The sequence below is a fragment of the Pigmentiphaga kullae genome (assembly GCF_004216695.1).
Lineage (GTDB): Bacteria > Pseudomonadota > Gammaproteobacteria > Burkholderiales > Burkholderiaceae_B > Pigmentiphaga > Pigmentiphaga kullae.
In genome coordinates, this window is record NZ_SGXC01000004.1 from 110,704 (window position 1) to 127,370 (window position 16,667).

Genomic DNA, 16,667 nt, shown 5'->3' on the forward strand with positions numbered 1-16,667 from the left:
CCGGTGTTCAGCGGGGGTTATTGGCAGGCTTCGCACTCTTCGAAGCCAGGGTCACCCGGCTTCATGGTGCATACCGCCCCGACGATTTCCGGTTCCGGAAGGTTGGTACCCGACGCGGACATTCCCGCATTGGACGATGCCGTGGGCACGGCGTTCAATTCGCCGCCGCGTCCGGTCGATTTTTCAGCGCTGGTCGCACCCAGGGTGCGCAGGTAGTAGGTGGTCTTCAGGCCGCGCTGCCAAGCCAGCTTGTAGGTCTCGTCCAGCTTCTTGCCCGATGCGCCCGCCATATAGATATTGAGCGACTGCGACTGGTCGATCCACTTCTGGCGGCGCGCGGCGCATTCCACGAGCCAACGGGGTTCTACCTCGAAGGCCGTCGCATACAGCTTGCGCAGCTCGGGAGGCACCCGGTCGATCTTGGCGAGACTGCCATCGAAGTACTTCAGGTCCGCGATCATCACCTCGTCCCACAGCCCGAGCTTCTTGAGATCACGCACCAGGTAATCGTTGACGATCGTGAATTCGCCGGAGAGATTCGATTTGACGTACAAGTTCTGATAAGTCGGTTCAATGCACGCAGATACGCCAATGATATTGGAAATCGTCGCCGTCGGGGCAATAGCGATGCAGTTGGAATTGCGCATGCCGTGCAGTTTGATGCGCTCGCGCAACGCATTCCAGTCCATCGACGCGCTTTCGTCGATGTCGACGTAGCCTCCGCGCTCTTCGCGCAGCAGCTTGATGGAGTCTTGCGGAAGAATGCCGCGGTCCCACAGCGAGCCTTCGAACGACGAGTAGCGGCCGCGTTCTTCGGCCAGTTCGGTCGACGCGAGGTAGGCGTAATAGCACACCGCTTCCATCGAGCGGTCGGCGAATTCGATGGCGGCATCGGACGCGTAGGGCACGCGCATGATGTGCAGCGCGTCCTGGAAGCCCATGATGCCCATGCCGACGGGGCGGTGGCGCAGGTTGGAGTTGCGGGCCTTGTCGACGGCGTAATAGTTGATGTCGATCACGTTGTCGAGCATGCGCATGGCGACGTGGACCGTGCTGCGCAGCTTGTCGTGGTCGAGCTCGACCGTGCCGTCGGCGTTGGTCTTCAGGTGCGCGACCAGGTTCACCGAGCCCAGGTTGCAGACGGCGATCTCGGACTCGTTGGTGTTCAGCGTGATCTCGGTGCACAGGTTGGAGCTGTGGACGACGCCGACGTGCTGCTGGGGCGAGCGGATGTTGCAAGGATCCTTGAACGTGATCCACGGATGGCCGGTCTCGAACAGCATCGACAGCATCTTGCGCCACAGCGACATGGCCGGGATCTTCTTGAACAGCTTCAATTCGCCGCTGGCGACCTTGGCTTCATAGCCCAGGTAGGCCTTCTCGAATTCCTTGCCCACCTTGTCGTGCAGGTCGGGGCAGTCGGACGGCGAGAACAGGGTCCATTCGGCGTTGTCCATGACCCGCTTCATGAACAGGTCGGGGATCCAGTTGGCCGTGTTCATGTCGTGGGTGCGGCGGCGCTCGTCGCCGGTGTTCTTGCGCAGTTCGAGGAATTCCTCGATGTCCAGGTGCCACGTCTCGAGGTACGTGCACACGGCGCCCTTGCGCTTGCCGCCCTGGTTGACCGCCACCGCGGTGTCGTTGACCACCTTCAGGAAGGGGACGACGCCCTGGCTTTCGCCGTTGGTGCCCTTGATGTGGCTGCGCAGCGCGCGCACGGGGGTCCAGTCGTTGCCCAGGCCGCCGGCGTACTTGGCCAGCAGCGCGTTTTCCTTGATGGCGTCGTAGATGCTTTCCAGGCTGTCGGCCACCGTGGTCAGGTAGCACGACGACAACTGCGAGTGCAGCGTGCCGGCGTTGAACAGGGTCGGCGTCGAGCTCATGAAGTCGAACGACGACAGGATGTTGTAGAACTCGATGGCGCGGGCTTCGCGATCGGTCTCTTCCAGGGCCAGGCCCATCGCGACGCGCATGAAGAAGGCCTGCGGCAGCTCGATGCGGGTGCCCTTGATGTGCAGGAAGTAGCGGTCGTACAGGGTCTGCAGGCCCAGGTAGGTGAACTGCAGGTCGCGCGTATCCTTCAGCGCCGCGCCCAGGCGCGCGAGGTCGTAGGTGGCCAGCTTGGCGTCAAGCAGGCCGCCCTCGATGCCGCGGGCGATGAACTGCGGGAAATATTCGGCGTAGCGCGTGGCCATGGCTGCCTGCTCGACCTCCTCGCCCAGCACTTCCTTGCGGATGGTGTGCAGCAAGAGACGTGCCGTGACGGTGCTGTAGGCCGGATCCTTTTCCAGCTGCGAGCGCGCGGCCAGGATGGCGGATTTGAAGATTTCGTCGGTGGAGACGCCGTCGTACAGGTTCTTGACGGTTTCCTTGAAGATGCCTTCGGCCGAGGCGAATTCCTCCAGGCCCGAGCACGCGGCCTGGATGATGGCCTGCAGGTGCTGGGGGTCGAGGGGGATGCGCAGGCCGTTCTCGGTGACGTGCACGACGGCCTGGTCGGGCGAAGTGTGCATCAGCGCGCGCTGCTGGGCGCGTTTCTCGCGGTACAGCACGTAGGCGCGCGCGACGTCATGCTCGCCGGAGCGCATCAGCGCCAGTTCGACCTGGTCCTGGATGTCTTCGATATGGACCGTGCCGCCGCTGGGCTGGCGGCGGATCAGCGCGTGGACGACCTGTTTGGTCAGGCCTTCGACGAGCTCGCGCACACGCGCGGAGGCAGCGCCCTGGCCACCGTTGACGGCCAGGAAGGCCTTGGTCAGCGCGATGGAAATCTTGCCGGGTTCGAATCCGACCACGGCGCCGTTGCGCCGGATGACCTTGTGGTCGGAATACGCGGTCTGGTCGGCTTCGGTCTGTGCGGGCTTGGAAGCTAGCGGCGCAGCGGTCGATTGGGCCGAGGGAGTCGAGAGTTGCATAAGGCCTCCTGGATGCATGAAGGCGCGGGGGGCCGCGCCGGTACTCGGTGTTCTGGGATTTGCAGCGAAAAATTCTGGATTACAAGGGCGTCAGGCCGCGCCGGAGCGCGGCTTGGGGCCTAACGACGAAGCGCGGAGCGGCAGGCGCCGCCGCACGTCCGGGCTGGTATGGATAAGCCATGTTTTCCCCTCCCTTGCAGCGCGGGCACTACATCTAGTGGTGTGTGACCGGCAAGGCACTAATTCTAGGGGGGTGCAGATTGTACGGCAAGTGTCAAAATGTTGCAGGCGGAGATAATCCGGCGCTCGCATAGGTAATTCGGGCTCTATTTATTAGACAGCTAGCAACCATGCGTGTTTCACGAGGAAAGGTGCACGAGGTACGCGTGAAATGCGGCGTTTACCGCGCGTGAAACAGCATGGGCGCCGCTGGGAGCCTGGGCGGCCGGGTTGGCGAGGGCGAGATTCTACAGGAGGGCCGGCAGCGCGCTCCAGCCGGTCTCCCGGCCGTAGCGAACCCAGTCGAAGGCCGGGCCGGGGTCGGTCTTGCGGCCGGGGGCGATGTGTTCGTGGCCGCGGACGGCTTCGAGTGGGTGGCGGGCGCGCAGGGCGGGAGTAAGCCAGGCCAGGGCGCGGTACTGGGCATCGGTGAAGGGCAGGGTGTCGCAGCCTTCGAGTTCGATGCCGATGGAGAAGTCGTTGCAGCGTTCGCGGCCGGCGTAGCAGGAGATGCCGGCGTGCCAGGCCCGCCGGTCGGTGCTGGCGAACTGGACGATGGCGCCGTGGCGGTCGATCAGGAAGTGGGCCGAGACCTTCAGGCCGCGCAGGCAGTCGAACCAGGGATGGGCGTCGCAGTCGAGGGTGTTGGTGAACAGGGCCTCGACGTAGGGGCCGCCGAATTCGCCGGGCGGCAGGCTGATGTTGTGCAGGACCAGCAGCGAGACCTCGGTGCCGGGCGGCCGCTCGTCGGTATTGGGGGAGGGGACCCGGCGCACGGCGGGGTGGTCGATCCAGCCCGCATCGTCCAGCCGCGCGGCGGTGTTCATTTGCCGGGGCCCTTCAGCGAATGGGCCAGGCTGCAATAGTTGTAGCCCTTGCGCCGCACGGCTTCGGACGGCGGCAGGTGGATGCCGCAGTGGGCGCAGCGCACCATGCCGTCGGCCGGGAAGCGGCTGGCGTCGGCGCGGCGCGATTCGCGGCGGTGGCCCTTGACGGCGCTGCGGGCGGCGATGCGGGCCACGAGCAGCGCGGCCACGATGACGAACACCCAGAAAAGTAGCTTGCCCATGAATGATAGGGGTCCTGGTTGCTAGCGGTGCAGGATGAACTCGAGCACGAACCGGGTGCCGGTGTAGGCCAGCAGCAGGAAGGCGAAGCCGACCAGCGTCCAGCGCAGCGCGATGCGGCCGCGCCAGCCCCGGACCTGGCGGCCCAGCAGCAGCATGCCGAAGGTCAGCCACGAGAGCAGGGTGAAGACCGTCTTGTGGTCCAGCGGCAGGGCGGTGCCCGACAGCGACTCGGAGATGACGATGCCGCTGATGACGGCCAGGGTCAGCAGCACGAAGCCGATCCAGATCAGCCGGAACAGCAGGCGCTCGAGCACCAGCAGGGGCGGCACGGCGTCGAACAGGCGGGCATAGACCCGGGCCGAATGCCGGGGTTGGGGCGGGTTGCTGGCCGAGATGTCGTGCAGGCGCCGGTCGGCCGAGGCCATCAGCAGCGCGTGCAGGGCGGCGATTGTGATCATGCTGTAGGCGGCCAGCGCGATGGCCAGGTGCACGCGCAGCCAGCCGCTGTCGGCGTGGGCGATGACGCGGCCCTCGGGAAAGACCACCGGCAGCACGGTGCCGATCACGCCCAGCGGCATCAGCCAGAGCCGCAGGCCGGCGATCGCGACCCACAGGCTTTCGGCCCAGAAGACGACCAGGCCCAGCCACAGCGCGGCCGAGATGCCCAGGGCGAAGCCCAGTTTCAGGTTGCCGTCCCCCAGCATGGCCTGCTGGACCGCGAGGCCGTGCACGATCAGCACCAGCGCCAGCCCCAGGCGCTCGGCGGAGCCGGCCCGGGGTTCAGGGTGCGACGAGACGGCTCGCCACGCGAGTACCGTCAACAAGGCGTAACCGGCCGCGGCCAGTGCGTGCAATACAATTCCCATATCCATGGAAGTGTAAGCGAATCCCATTCATGCTCGATAACCTTACCGCTCGCCTGTCGCGCGTCGTCAAGACCCTGAAGGGCGAAGCGCGCCTGACCGAGGCGAATACGCAGGAAATGCTGCGCGAAGTCCGTCTGGCGCTGCTGGAAGCCGACGTGTCCCTGCCGGTCGTGCGCGAGTTCGTCGCGCGGGTCAAGGAAAAGGCGCTGGGCGAGGACGTCACGGGCAGCCTGACGCCGGGCCAGGCCCTGGTGGGGGTGGTCCACAAGGAGCTGACCGCCCTCATGGGCGGCGACCTGGGGCCCCACGCCAGCGAGCTGTCGCTGGCCCAGCAGCCGCCGGCCGTGATCCTGATGGCGGGCCTGCAGGGGTCGGGCAAGACCACCACCACCGGCAAGCTGGCCCGCTGGCTGGTCGAGGGCGGCCACGTGCAGAACGGCCGCAAGACGGGCAAGAAGAAGGTGCTGGTGGTCAGCGCCGACGTCTACCGTCCCGCCGCCATCGAGCAATTGAAGACCGTGGCCGCGCAGGCCGGCGTCGATTTCCTGCCGTCGTCCACCGACCAGGCGCCCGAGGCCATCGCCCGCAACGCGCTCGACCATGCCCGCAAGCACCACTACGACGTGCTGATCGTCGATACGGCCGGCCGGCTGGGCATCGACGAGGCGCTGATGAACGAGATCCGCGCGCTGCACGCGCTGCTCGAGCCGATCGAGACGCTGTTCGTGGTCGACGCCATGCTGGGCCAGGACGCGGTCAACGTCGCCAAGGCCTTCAACGACGCCCTGCCGCTGACCGGCGTGGTCCTGACCAAGCTGGACGGCGATGCGCGCGGCGGCGCGGCGCTGTCGGTGCGCCACGTGACCGGCAAGCCGCTCAAGTTCGTCGGCGTGTCCGAGAAGCTGACCGGCCTCGAACCCTTCCACCCCGAGCGCATGGCGCAGCGGGTGCTGGGCATGGGCGACATCCTGTCGCTGGTGGAAGAGGCCCAGCGCGCGATCGACGTGGACGAGGCGCAGAAGCTGGCCGCCAAGCTCAAGTCGGGCGACAAGTTCGACCTGAACGATTTCCGCGCCCAGATCGCGCAGATGAAGAACCTGGGCGACATGGGCTCGCTGCTGGAGAAGCTGCCGGCGCAGTTCTCGCAGGCCGCCTCGCAAATCGACAGCAAGCAGGCCGGCAAGCAGATCCGCCGCATGGAAGGCATCCTGAACTCCATGACCGAGCTCGAGCGTGCCAAGCCCGAGCTGATCAAGGCCTCGCGCAAGCGCCGCATCGCCACCGGCGCCGGCGTGCAGGTCCAGGAGGTCAACCGCATGCTGTCGCAGTTCGAGCAGATGCAGGCCATGATGAAGCAGATGAAGAAGGGCGGCATGGCCAAGATGATGCGCGCCATGGGCGGCATGAAGGCGCTGCGCGGCATGAAGGGCTTGCCTGGACTCAAGTAAAGCCCCGACAATCGCGGTTCCGTGGTCCCGTCTCCAGGAACGATGAGCGCAGCGCCGCAGCCAGGCCGTCTAGTGTGGGATGCCGCAACCGGCGCCGGCCGCCTGTCGGTCGAAGGCGACTGGACGCTGGCGGGCTTCGACGCCCTGCGCCGCGAGGTGGCCCGGTTCGGGGCCGGCGCCCAGGTGCGCGTACTGGACCTGGGCCGGCTGGGCGCGCTGGATACCGCGGGCGCATCGCTGCTGGTCGATCTGCTGGGCGCCGAGCGCCTGCCCGGCCTGCTGGCCGCCGGTCCGCAGGTGGACGCGTCGCGCCGCGCGCTGCTCGACACCATCATCCGCGCCCAGGGCGCGGTCCAGCAATGCAAGCCGCCCGAGCCGCCTTCGCCGGTGGCCGAACTGCTGTGCCACGTGGGCGAGGCCGGCGAGCAGTTCTGGAAGCACGGCGTGGGCCTGTGCGGGTTCATCGGCCTGACGCTCGAGAGCCTGGGCCGTTCGCTGCTGCGCCCGCGCACGTGGCGGATCACGGCCACCGTCGCCCAGATCGAGCAGATCGGGCTGAACGCCGTCCCCATCGTCGCCTTGCTGACCTTCCTGGTCGGCGCCGTCGTGGCTTTTCTGGGCGCCACGGTGCTGCGCGATTTCGGTGCCACGCTTTATACGATCAATCTGGTCGGTTTCGCCTTCCTGCGCGAGTTCGCCGTGCTCTTGACCGCCATCCTGATGGCGGGCCGGACCGCCAGCGCCTTCACCGCGCAGATCGGCTCGATGAAGGCCAACGAGGAAATCGACGCCATCCGGGCGCTGGGCCTGGATCCGATCAACATGCTGGTGCTGCCGCGCGTGCTGGCCATGCTGGTGTCGCTGCCCGTCCTGACCTTCATGTCCATGCTGACCGGCATCGCGGGCGGCATGGTGGTCTGCGCCTGGAGCTTGGACATCCCGGCGTCGCTGTTCCTGTCCACCCTGCGCGAGAGCCTGGACGTGCGGCATTTCTACGTGGGCATCGTCAAGGCGCCCATCCTGGCCTTCATCATCGCCGTGATCGGCTGCCTGGAAGGCTTCAAGGTCAGCGGCAGCGCCCAGTCCGTGGGCGAGCACACCACTTCCAGCGTCGTGCAGGCCATCTTCATGGTGATCCTGATCGACGCGCTGGCGGCGCTGTTCTTCATGGAGATGGGATGGTGACGGCCGACGAACCCATCGTGCGCGTGCGCGGGCTGGTCAACCGCTTCGGGTCCCAGACCGTGCACGAGGGCCTGGACCTGGACATCCGCCGGGGCGAAATCCTGGGCGTGGTGGGCGGCTCGGGCTCGGGCAAATCGGTGCTGCTGCGCTCCATCGTGGGGTTGCGGCGGCCGACCGCCGGCAGCGTGCAGGTGTTCGGCCAGGTGCTGGACGAACTGTCTCCCGAGCTGCGTTCGCGCCAGGAACGGCGGATGGGCGTGCTGTTCCAGCGCGGCGCGCTGTTCTCCTCGCTGTCGGTGACCGAGAACGCGGCGCTGCCGCTGATCGAGCACGCGGGCCTGGCCCGGCCCGAGGCCGAGCGGCTGGCGCGGCTCAAGCTGGCGCTGGCGGGCCTGCCGGTCGAGGCCGGCGCCAAGTCCCCGGCCTCGCTGTCGGGCGGCATGGTCAAGCGGGCGGCGCTGGCGCGCGCCCTGGCGCTGGATCCCGACCTGCTGTTCCTGGACGAACCCACGGCGGGGCTGGATCCTATCGGCGCGGGCGCCTTCGACGACCTGATCCGCACCTTGCGGGATGCGCTGGGGCTGACCGTGTTCCTGGTCACGCACGATCTGGACACGCTCTACGCCATCTGCGACCGGGTGGCGGTGCTGTCGCAGCGCAAGGTGCTGGTGGTGGACCGGCTGGACGTGGTGGAGCGGGTCGACGATCCGTGGGTGCAGGAATATTTCCAGGGGCCGCGCGGACGCGCAGCCTCGCGGGCGGCCGAGCGGTCGCGCAAGGAGGAGTAGATGGAAACCCGGGCGCATCATGTCGTGATCGGCCTGTTCCTCGTCATCGCGGTGACGGGAGCCCTGCTGTTCGCGCTGTGGCTGGCCAAGAGCCACTCCGACGCCAGCGTGGCGCAGTTCGACATCGTGTTCAACGAAGCGGTCAACGGGCTGTCCGAGGGCAGCGCCGTCATGTACAGCGGCATCAAGGTGGGCGACGTGGCGCGGCTGCGGCTCGATCCCGTGGATCCGCGCAAGGTGGTGGCGCGGATCCGGATCGCCAGCGACGTGCCGGTCAAGGAAGACACGGTGGCGCGCCTGCGCCTGACCGGCGTCACGGGCACCTCGGTGATCCAGCTCGGCAGCGGCACGCCGGAAAGCCCGCGCCTGCTGCCCAAGGGCGACGAGGTGCCGGTCATCGTGGCCCTGCCGTCGCCCATCACCCAGTTGCTGGCGGGCGGGGAGGACCTGATGCTGAACATCAACGAAATGGTGGCCAGCGCGCGCCAGATCATGTCGCCCCAGAATGCCCGGCAGATCAGCAGCATCCTGGAACATCTCGAGCAAAGCACGGCCGAGCTGGCCGCGCAGCGGGAAAGTTTCGCGAAGCTGAGCGGGCAGCTGGGCGAGATCGGCCGGCAGACGTCCGAGGCGCTGGCCCGCGCCAACTCGCTGATGATGCATACCGACGAACTGGTGGGTTCGCACGGCAAGGAAACCATGCAGAGCGCCCAGCAGGCCATGACTTCGCTGGCCAGGGCCAGCGACAGCATCGACCGGCTGGTGCAGGAGAACCGCGGCGCGCTGGGCAGCGGCGCGCAGAGCCTGGGCGAGCTGGGCGGCGCGCTGCGCGAGATGCAGGCGACGATGGCGTCGCTGCGGGCCATCACCCGCCGCCTCGAGGACAATCCGGCCGATTACCTGCTGGGCCGCGAACAACCCAAGGAGTTCACCCCATGAGACGCGCGGGCGCATTCATCCGTTGGGCGGGCATATCGCTGGCGGCGCTGGCTTCGGCGTGCACGCTGCTGCCGGAACAGAAGACGGTCGACATCTATCGCCTGCCGTCCGCGCAGGCGGCGGCTTCCCAGGGCCAGGCCCAGGCCTGGTCGCTGCGCATCCGCAGCCCGCATGCCGATGCCACCCTGGATAGCGCGCGCATCGCGGTCATCGTCCAGGGAGACCAGATCAGCACCTATGGCGGGGCACGCTGGACCGATGCGCCGCCGGCGCTGCTGCGCGCCCGCCTGGCCCAGGCCTTCAGGTTGGACGGCCGCGTCGCGTCGGTGTCGACCACCGACAGCAACGTGCGCGCGGACCTGGAGCTGGACAGCGACCTGCGGGCCTTCCAGAGCGAATACCGAGGTTCGGTGCCTTATGCGGTGGTCAGCCTGGACGTGCGGCTGATCTCGACTTCGACGCGGCGCGTGGTGGCCTCGCGCAGCTTCGAGATGGCGCAGCCGGCCGACGGTGTCGAGGTGCCCGCCGTGGTGTCGGCCTTCGGCCTGGCCAGCGATGCGCTGGCCGCGCAGGTGGTCCGGTGGGCGGTGGAGCAGGGTGCCGCGGCTCAGTCCGGCAAGCCGGAGTAGTCGCCACCCGTACCGGGATTGTGAATGTTCCTTTTTGTGGATACCATCAACTATATGGTTGATGGTGTCAATCATATCCAGGTGCCCGCCCGTGGCGCCGATGACCACATACAAGGAGACGTTCGATGATCGTTCTGGAAAGGGTGGGGCGCAGGGTCGGCGGGGTGTTCTGCATGGCGGCCGCGGCGTGGGCCGGAGGCTGCGCCTGGGCCGCCGAACCGCCCGCGGCGGGATTTCCGGGGCGCACGGTCCAGGTGATCGTGCCCTATCCGCCGGGTGGCCTGACCGACGGGCTGGTCAGGCAACTGGCGGCCGAACTGGGCCAGGCATGGAAGCAGAGCGTGGTGGTGGAAAACCGGGGCGGCGGCGGTACGACCATAGGCACCGCGCAGGTGGCCCGTGCCCAGCCCGACGGCCATACCCTGCTGTTCACCAGCACGGGCCTGGTCACCAACCAGATCCTGATGAAGTCGCTGCCCTACGAGGCGGACGCGCTGTCGCCCGTGGCGATGGGCGGCACCGCGCCCAACGTGCTGTATGTGCGGCCAGGGCTGCCGGTGCAGTCGGTGGCCGAGCTGGTGGCCTATGCGAAGGCGCGGCCGGGCGAGGTGAAGTTCGCCTCGACCGGAAACGGTTCGAGCCCGCACCTGACGGCCGAGCTGCTTGCGGCCCGCGCGGGCATCTCCATCCTGCACGTGCCCTACAAGGGGGCGGGGCCGGCCCTGACCGATCTGCTGGCGGGCCACGTCGATGCCATGTTCCATTTTCCCGCCTCGCTTGCCCTGGCCAAGCAGGGCAAGCTGCGCGCGCTGGCGGTGGCCGCCGACGAGCGCCTGGCCGACGCGCCGGACCTGCCCACCGTGGTGCAGGCGGGCGTGCCGGGCGTGGTGTCCGGGAGCTGGTTCGGGTTTTTCGTGCCGTCCGCGACGCCGGCGGCGATCCAGGACAGGATCCATGACGACGTGGCGCAGGCGCTGAAGGCGCCGGCGGTGCGGCGCTACATGCAGGAATCGGGGCTGGTATCTCCGCCCATGTCGCGCGCCCGGTTCTCGGCCTTCATCGCGCACGAACGCGACAAGTGGGCCGAGGTGATACGGACGCGCAACATCCGGCTGGAATAGCGGCGGTCAGTTCGCCTGCGCCAGCCGGGCCAGGGTGGCGGCCAGCGCCTCGCCCACGGGGATCTTGGCGGCGGCTTCGTCGCCGCGCCCCTGGAGCTCGATCTGTCCGTCCTTCAGTCCACGGTCGCCGATGGTGACGCGGACCGGCACGCCGATCAGCTCCCAGTCGGCGAACATCACGCCGGGCCGCTCGTCGCGGTCGTCCAGGATCGCGTCGACGCCAGCTTCCCTCAGACCCTCGTAGAGCCTGGTCGCGGCCTCGCGCACCGCTTCGCTCTTGCCCCAGCCCACCGGGCAGACCACCACTTCGAACGGCGCCAGCGCGCGCGGCCAGATGATGCCGCGGGCGTCGTGGTGCTGCTCGATCGCGGCGCCCAGCAGGCGCGTGACGCCGATGCCGTAGCAGCCCATCTGCAGCAGCGCGGGCTTGCCGGTCTCGTCCAGGTAGGTGGCCTTGAGCGCCTCGGAATACTTGGTGCCCAGGAAGAATACGTGGCCGACCTCGATCCCGCGCTGGATCGCCAGCGGGCCGCTGCCGTCGGGCGACGGATCGCCGTCGACGACGTTGCGCAGGTCGGCCACCAGGTCGGGCTCGGGCAGGTCGCGGCCCCAGTTCACCCCCACGTAGTGGTGGTCGGCCTGGTTGGCACCCGTGACGAAGTCGTGCAGGTTGGCCACGGTGCGGTCGGCCACCACCTTGACCGGCTTGGCGGTGCCCACGGGCCCGATGAAGCCGGGCACGCAGCCGAAGTGATCGACGATCTCGGCGTCGGTGGCGAAGCGGTAGCCATGGTCCAGGCCGGGGATCTTGCCGGCCTTGATCTCGTTCAGTTCATGGTCGGCGCGCAGCAGCAGCAGCCAGATCTGGACCGGCTTGCCGGCTTCTTCCGGCTCGACCGCCAGCGCGAGGGACTTCACGTGGCTGGCCAGCGGCAGGCCCAGCAGTTCGGACACGGCCTCGCACTTGGTGGCGCCGGGGGTGGGGGCTTTCTCCAGCGTCCGGCCGGGGGCCGCGCGCCGGGCGACCAGGCAGGGCGCCTCGGCCAGCTCGATGTTGGCGGCGTACTGGGTGGCGGGGTTGTAGACGATGAGGTCCTCGCCAGTGTCGGCGATGACCTGGAATTCATGGCTGCGCGTGCCGCCGATGGAGCCGGTGTCGGCCGCCACGGCGCGGAAGGTCAGGCCCATGCGGGCGAAGATGCGCATGTACGCGTCGTACATGGCGTCGTAGCTTTTCTGGGCGCCGGCTTCGTCGCGGTCGAAGGAATAGGCGTCCTTCATCGTGAACTCGCGGCCCCGCATGACGCCGAAGCGCGGCCGGCGCTCGTCGCGGAACTTGGTCTGGATGTGGTAGAAATTCTTGGGAAGCTGGCGCCAGCTGTGGATCTCGTTGCGGGCGATGTCGGTGATGACTTCTTCCGAGGTCGGCTGCAGCACGAAATCGCGGCCGTGGCGGTCCTTCATGCGCAGCAGCTCGGGGCCGTACTGCTCCCAGCGGCCCGACTCCATCCACAGTTCGGCGGGCTGCACGACCGGCATCAGCAGCTCGAGCGCGCCGGCGCGGTTCATTTCCTCGCGGATGATGGCCTCGACCTTGCGGATGACGCGCAGGCCGATGGGCATGTAGTTATAGATGCCGCCGGCCAGCTTGCGGATCATGCCCGCGCGGGTCATGAGCTGGTGGCTGACGATCTCGGCGTCGGACGGTGCTTCCTTGAGGGTGCCGATATGGAACTGCGATGCGCGCATTGCGGTGCTCACGTGGGTGGATACGGGTTCGGCCCCCTGGGCCTATAATTGACTCAATTGTATGAGAATCGCTGGGGTGGCTCATGCTGGATCGTGAAGGTTACCGTCCCAACGTCGGCATCATCCTCGTCAACCAGAAGAACGAGGTCTTCTGGGGCAAGCGCGTCAACGAACATTCCTGGCAGTTTCCGCAGGGCGGCATCAAGCATGGTGAAAGCCCCGTCCAGGCGATGTTCCGCGAGCTCCACGAAGAAGTGGGCCTGCGGCCCGAGCATGTCCGCATATTGGGTAGAACACGCGACTGGTTGCGCTATAACGTGCCCGATCACTTCGTCAGACGCGAATGGCGGGGGCACTACAAAGGTCAGAAGCAGATCTGGTTCCTGCTTCGCATGCAGGGACGCGATTGCGACGTCTGCCTGCGGGCCTCGTCGCATCCGGAGTTCGATGCGTGGCGCTGGAGTTCCTACTGGGTCCCGCTGGAATCGGTCATCGAATTCAAGCGCGACGTGTATACGCTGGCCCTGAACGAGCTTGCGGTCGTGCTCTTCCGCCGCAACCACGAGACCCGGTACCTGCGCCAGCACATCGGTTCGCACCGGCGCGGCCAGGGTGAACCGGCGCCCCTGTCCAACGAAGCGCCCGAGGTCTGAGCCCCCGCCACCCCCTGGCGGGGGTTCGGGTATCGTGTCGGGTGCAACCTGTATATGGAAAACACTTATGCCTAGTCAGTTCGCCGGGGCGCGGCCTCGTCCCGCCCGCCGGGCCCTGCGTGCCGCCGCCTGGGCCGGCGCCGGATGCCTGGCCCTGTTACTCGCCGCCTGCGGCAGCCAGCCGCGCGGCGAGGGCAACTACCTGCTGGACGACATCGATGCCCAGCGCACCCTGCCCGACGCCGGCTGGGAAGCCCTGAAGTCGGAACTGCCGCCGGTGCCCACCGATGCCGACGTGCTGCCGGTCGAAAACCTGTCGCGCAACGAGCGTTTCCGCTTCGGCGTGGATCCGCGCTCGATCCAGATCGCTCCTGGCCTGATCGTGCGCTACACGCTGCGCGCGGTCAGCGACATGGGGGCCGAGAACATCTCGTACGAATCGGTCCGCTGCGGCACGCGAGAATGGCGCACCGTGGCCCTGTACCGGCCCGGCGCCGGCTGGCAGCGCCCGGTGCACGACGAATGGCGTCCCTTGCTGCCCAATACGATCCAGCACGTGCTGCGCAATGGCGTGCTGTGCTCGGGCGGCGGTCCGGCCGGCGCCAAGGCGTCGGACCTGGCCTACCGCGTACGCCACTGGGACCGCTACGCCGACGCCATGGCGGGCCGCAACACGCAGTAGGGGCGGGCAAAAACAAAAACGCACAGCCTGGGCTGTGCGCTTGCGTGCCTGATTACAGGCTTGTCGACCAGATCAATGGTCGGGGCGAGAGGATTCGAACCTCCGACTCCTGCGTCCCGAACGCAGTACTCTACCAGGCTGAGCTACGCCCCGACTTGTCGGTCCGGCCTGCCGGATACGGGCTGTACAACTTGCCCGGCAGGCCGTCTTTCTTTTCAGCGATCTCGGTTGATCGCGAAAGCGCAGAATTCTAGCAGAGAATCCCGGAAAGCGGAAACGGGGTAGGTGGAAATCGCCGCGACCGCCGCATCCGCCTCGATCCGGGCCCGGGCGCGGGTGTAGTCCAGGGCGTCCGATTCCCGGATGGCGGCGGCGACCGCGACGAAATCGCCTTCGCCGTTCTCGATGGCGGTGCGCACCAGCGTCTGCTGCGCCGGCGTGCCCACGTCCAGCAGGCGGATCAGCGGCAGCGTGGGCTTGCCCTCGCGCAGGTCGTCGCCCAGGTTCTTGCCCAACGCCTCGGCCTCGCCGCTGTAGTCCAGCACGTCGTCGATCAACTGGAACGCCGTGCCGGCGCGGCGGCCGTATTCCGCCGCCGCGGCTTCCTGCTCGGGCGTGGCGCCCGCCAGCACCGCGGCCAGCTGGGCCGAGGCCTCGAACAGCCGGGCGGTCTTGTAGCGCACCACCTGCAGGTAGCGTTCTTCGGTCACCAGGGGGTCGTGCACGTTCAGCAGTTGCAGTACCTCGCCCTCGGCAATGACGTTGGTGGCGTCGGCCAGGATCTGCATGACGCGGACCGAGCCGGTCTCGACCATCATCTGGAACGAGCGGGAATGCAGGAAGTCGCCCACCAGCACGCTGGCGGCGTTGCCGAAGACCGCGTTGGCCGTGGCGCGGCCCCGCCGCAGCGCCGATTCGTCGACCACGTCGTCGTGCAGCAGCGTGGCCGTATGGATGAATTCCACCACCGCGGCCAGCAGATGATGCTGTTGCCCCTCGTAACCCAGCGCCCGGGCGACCATCAGCAGCAGGGCGGGACGCATCCGCTTGCCGCCCGCGCCGATGATGTAGTCGGCGATGGTGCGGATGAGCGGGACGTCGGAGTCGAGTCGTGCCCGGATGACGGCGTCGACGCGCTGCATGTCGTCGGCGATGGGGGCGAACAGGGTCGGCAGGCTCAAGGGGAATCCGTGGGTAGACTGGCCGTTGCCGGCCAGGTGTGCAACAAAAGCCGAGATGCAACAACCGGCGGCATGGCGTGACTGGGAGGCCCGCGAGCGGGCGGCGGCGCCCGAAAGCGCCGTGGCAACGAAATTATACCGGGGCTGTGCGTGGGGCGAGGCCGGGATTGACGCTCCGGCACAACTCCGGTTATAGTCTATGGTTCGACCCCTAATGGGGGCTCGAGCTTTGAACAACCCAAGAGGTCATCCCATGTACGCGGTCATAAAAACCGGCGGAAAGCAGTATCGCGTTGCCGCTGGCGAAAAGCTGAAAATAGAACAGATACCGGCAGACATCGGGCAAGAGATCACGCTGGACCAGGTCCTGGCAGTGGGCGAAGGCGATCAACTCAAGATCGGCGCGCCTCTTCTGTCCGGTGCCGTGGTCACGGCCAAGGTTCTTGCACACGGTCGCCACGACAAGGTCCGCATCTTCAAGATGCGTCGGCGCAAGCACTACCAGAAGCGCCAAGGCCACCGTCAAAACTACACCGAAATCCAGATCGGCACCATTTCCGCCTGATGGGAGCCCGGCACGGCCGGGCCCGGAATGTAGGCAAGAATCGGTAACGAACAAGCAGGAGTGCAAACATGGCACAGAAAAAGGGCGGCGGTTCGACACGGAACGGCCGCGACTCAGAAGCGAAACGCCTGGGCGTCAAGGCCTACGGCGGTGAATTGATCCCGGCTGGCTCGATCATCGTGCGCCAGCGCGGCACGCGTTTCCACCCCGGCGTCAACGTCGGCGTGGGCAAGGACCACACCCTGTTCGCGCTGGTCGACGGCCGCGTGCAGTTCGCGGTCAAGGGCGCCCTGCGCAAGCACACCGTCTCGATCGACCCTGTCTGAGGGTCCCCCCCTACGCGCTGACGCGCGCCCGGCATGGTGAACCCCCAGCCGCTGCGCGGCAGCCCCCCGAGGGGGCCGGGGCCCGCCTTGGGGCGGCCCGGCGCCGTGCCCTGGATCTGGGCTCGGCTTCGTAGGAGTGGATGTGGTTACGGGGAGCCTTGGCTCCTCGGAAAAATAGCGCCGCTGCGCGATGTTACGCGTGGGGGCTTTTTTTTATGATCGCGCTAGTATTAGTACTTGCACGGTCATTTCTTTTGAATCTTTGAAACCCCGCCTCCGCACCTCCCAGGATGCGGTGGATCCGGCTTGGCCGGTCCACCTGCATCGCCCC

General features: G+C 67.4%; 16 protein-coding genes and 1 tRNA gene. 10 read left to right on the plus strand and 7 right to left on the minus strand.

All coding sequences use genetic code 11. The features are described from left to right. Positions 1-17: 17 nt before the first annotated feature. The 4 genes from EV675_RS28605 to EV675_RS28620 all read right to left on the minus strand — a co-directional run bounded on the left by EV675_RS28605 (position 18) and on the right by EV675_RS28620 (position 5,076). Complete coding sequence (locus tag EV675_RS28605; RefSeq protein ID WP_130362071.1) at positions 18-2,915, minus strand: ribonucleoside-diphosphate reductase subunit alpha; 2,898 nt, start codon at positions 2,913-2,915, stop codon at positions 18-20. Between the two features lie 467 nt (positions 2,916-3,382). Further along, the gene (ampD, locus tag EV675_RS28610; protein ID WP_130362072.1) at positions 3,383-3,961 is read right to left on the minus strand and encodes a 1,6-anhydro-N-acetylmuramyl-L-alanine amidase AmpD; all 579 of its coding nucleotides are present in this window, start codon (positions 3,959-3,961) and stop codon (positions 3,383-3,385) included. Continuing rightward, a complete protein-coding gene (locus tag EV675_RS28615) occupies positions 3,958-4,203 on the minus strand; it encodes a PP0621 family protein (protein WP_124691158.1) in 246 nt (81 codons plus the stop codon). The genes ampD and EV675_RS28615 overlap by 4 nt, the downstream gene beginning before the upstream one ends. Positions 4,204-4,224: 21 nt before the next feature. Next, positions 4,225-5,076: a cytochrome C assembly family protein gene (locus EV675_RS28620; RefSeq protein WP_130362073.1), complete on the minus strand. Its 852-nt coding sequence runs from the start codon at positions 5,074-5,076 to the stop codon at positions 4,225-4,227. Between the two features lie 23 nt (positions 5,077-5,099). Between EV675_RS28620 and ffh the strand changes: the two genes are divergently transcribed. The 6 genes from ffh (at position 5,100) to EV675_RS28650 (ending at position 11,180) form a co-directional block, all read left to right on the plus strand. Further along, positions 5,100-6,518: a signal recognition particle protein gene (ffh, locus tag EV675_RS28625; protein ID WP_130362074.1), complete on the plus strand. Its 1,419-nt coding sequence runs from the start codon at positions 5,100-5,102 to the stop codon at positions 6,516-6,518. A 72-nt stretch (positions 6,519-6,590) separates the two neighbouring features. Then, the gene (locus EV675_RS28630) at positions 6,591-7,703 is read left to right on the plus strand and encodes an ABC transporter permease (protein ID WP_479724763.1); all 1,113 of its coding nucleotides are present in this window, start codon (positions 6,591-6,593) and stop codon (positions 7,701-7,703) included. Continuing rightward, positions 7,697-8,491: an ABC transporter ATP-binding protein gene (locus EV675_RS28635; protein ID WP_207222075.1), complete on the plus strand. Its 795-nt coding sequence runs from the start codon at positions 7,697-7,699 to the stop codon at positions 8,489-8,491. The genes EV675_RS28630 and EV675_RS28635 overlap by 7 nt, the downstream gene beginning before the upstream one ends. Further along, positions 8,492-9,430, plus strand: coding sequence for an MlaD family protein (locus EV675_RS28640; protein ID WP_130362076.1), 939 nt, complete (start codon positions 8,492-8,494; stop codon positions 9,428-9,430). Continuing rightward, positions 9,427-10,059, plus strand: a complete 633-nt coding sequence (locus EV675_RS28645) for an ABC-type transport auxiliary lipoprotein family protein (protein ID WP_130362077.1) — start codon at positions 9,427-9,429, stop codon at positions 10,057-10,059. The genes EV675_RS28640 and EV675_RS28645 overlap by 4 nt, the downstream gene beginning before the upstream one ends. 125 nt (positions 10,060-10,184) lie before the next feature. Then, the gene (locus tag EV675_RS28650) at positions 10,185-11,180 is read left to right on the plus strand and encodes a Bug family tripartite tricarboxylate transporter substrate binding protein (RefSeq protein ID WP_130362078.1); all 996 of its coding nucleotides are present in this window, start codon (positions 10,185-10,187) and stop codon (positions 11,178-11,180) included. Positions 11,181-11,186: 6 nt separating this feature from the next. Here the strand turns inward: EV675_RS28650 and EV675_RS28655 are convergent, their stop codons facing one another. Further along, positions 11,187-12,929 (minus strand): proline--tRNA ligase, encoded by a 1,743-nt coding sequence (locus EV675_RS28655; protein ID WP_130362079.1) that lies wholly within the window; start codon positions 12,927-12,929, stop codon positions 11,187-11,189. Between the two features lie 83 nt (positions 12,930-13,012). On the opposite strand from EV675_RS28655, the gene EV675_RS28660 reads away from it, so the two are divergent. Both EV675_RS28660 and EV675_RS28665 read left to right on the plus strand, forming a co-directional pair. Continuing rightward, on the plus strand, positions 13,013-13,582 hold the full coding sequence (locus tag EV675_RS28660) for an RNA pyrophosphohydrolase (RefSeq protein ID WP_130362080.1): 570 nt from the start codon (positions 13,013-13,015) through the stop codon (positions 13,580-13,582). 67 nt (positions 13,583-13,649) lie between these two features. Beyond that, positions 13,650-14,264, plus strand: coding sequence for a CNP1-like family protein (locus EV675_RS28665; RefSeq protein ID WP_130362081.1), 615 nt, complete (start codon positions 13,650-13,652; stop codon positions 14,262-14,264). A gap of 76 nt (positions 14,265-14,340) precedes the next feature. Here EV675_RS28665 and EV675_RS28670 read toward each other — a convergent pair. Both EV675_RS28670 and ispB read right to left on the minus strand, forming a co-directional pair. Next, positions 14,341-14,417, minus strand: a tRNA-Pro gene (locus tag EV675_RS28670). A gap of 62 nt (positions 14,418-14,479) precedes the next feature. Next, positions 14,480-15,445, minus strand: coding sequence for an octaprenyl diphosphate synthase (gene ispB / locus EV675_RS28675; RefSeq protein WP_130362082.1), 966 nt, complete (start codon positions 15,443-15,445; stop codon positions 14,480-14,482). Between the two features lie 253 nt (positions 15,446-15,698). On the opposite strand from ispB, the gene rplU reads away from it, so the two are divergent. Together rplU and rpmA are read left to right on the plus strand one after the other, a co-directional pair. Beyond that, on the plus strand, positions 15,699-16,010 hold the full coding sequence (rplU, locus tag EV675_RS28680) for a 50S ribosomal protein L21 (RefSeq protein ID WP_087841668.1): 312 nt from the start codon (positions 15,699-15,701) through the stop codon (positions 16,008-16,010). Between the two features lie 68 nt (positions 16,011-16,078). Further along, the gene (rpmA, locus tag EV675_RS28685; protein ID WP_087841667.1) at positions 16,079-16,336 is read left to right on the plus strand and encodes a 50S ribosomal protein L27; all 258 of its coding nucleotides are present in this window, start codon (positions 16,079-16,081) and stop codon (positions 16,334-16,336) included. The last annotated feature ends 331 nt before the right edge of the window (positions 16,337-16,667 follow it).

Excerpts from the sequence above, each read along its gene's own strand:
- EV675_RS28640 (WP_130362076.1), top strand. The coding sequence starts at position 8,492 with ATGGAAACCCGGGCGCATCATGTCGTGATCGGCCTGTTCCTCGTCATC.
- EV675_RS28635 (WP_207222075.1), top strand. The coding sequence starts at position 7,697 with ATGGTGACGGCCGACGAACCCATCGTGCGCGTGCGCGGGCTGGTCAAC.
- rpmA (WP_087841667.1), top strand. The coding sequence starts at position 16,079 with ATGGCACAGAAAAAGGGCGGCGGTTCGACACGGAACGGCCGCGACTCA.
- EV675_RS28650 (WP_130362078.1), top strand. The coding sequence starts at position 10,185 with ATGATCGTTCTGGAAAGGGTGGGGCGCAGGGTCGGCGGGGTGTTCTGC.
- ampD (WP_130362072.1), bottom strand. The coding sequence starts at position 3,961 with ATGAACACCGCCGCGCGGCTGGACGATGCGGGCTGGATCGACCACCCC.
- rplU (WP_087841668.1), top strand. The coding sequence starts at position 15,699 with ATGTACGCGGTCATAAAAACCGGCGGAAAGCAGTATCGCGTTGCCGCT.
- EV675_RS28615 (WP_124691158.1), bottom strand. The coding sequence starts at position 4,203 with ATGGGCAAGCTACTTTTCTGGGTGTTCGTCATCGTGGCCGCGCTGCTC.
- EV675_RS28620 (WP_130362073.1), bottom strand. The coding sequence starts at position 5,076 with ATGGATATGGGAATTGTATTGCACGCACTGGCCGCGGCCGGTTACGCC.
- EV675_RS28645 (WP_130362077.1), top strand. The coding sequence starts at position 9,427 with ATGAGACGCGCGGGCGCATTCATCCGTTGGGCGGGCATATCGCTGGCG.
- EV675_RS28655 (WP_130362079.1), bottom strand. The coding sequence starts at position 12,929 with ATGCGCGCATCGCAGTTCCATATCGGCACCCTCAAGGAAGCACCGTCC.
- EV675_RS28605 (WP_130362071.1), bottom strand. The coding sequence starts at position 2,915 with ATGCAACTCTCGACTCCCTCGGCCCAATCGACCGCTGCGCCGCTAGCT.
- EV675_RS28665 (WP_130362081.1), top strand. The coding sequence starts at position 13,650 with ATGCCTAGTCAGTTCGCCGGGGCGCGGCCTCGTCCCGCCCGCCGGGCC.
- ffh (WP_130362074.1), top strand. The coding sequence starts at position 5,100 with ATGCTCGATAACCTTACCGCTCGCCTGTCGCGCGTCGTCAAGACCCTG.
- EV675_RS28660 (WP_130362080.1), top strand. The coding sequence starts at position 13,013 with ATGCTGGATCGTGAAGGTTACCGTCCCAACGTCGGCATCATCCTCGTC.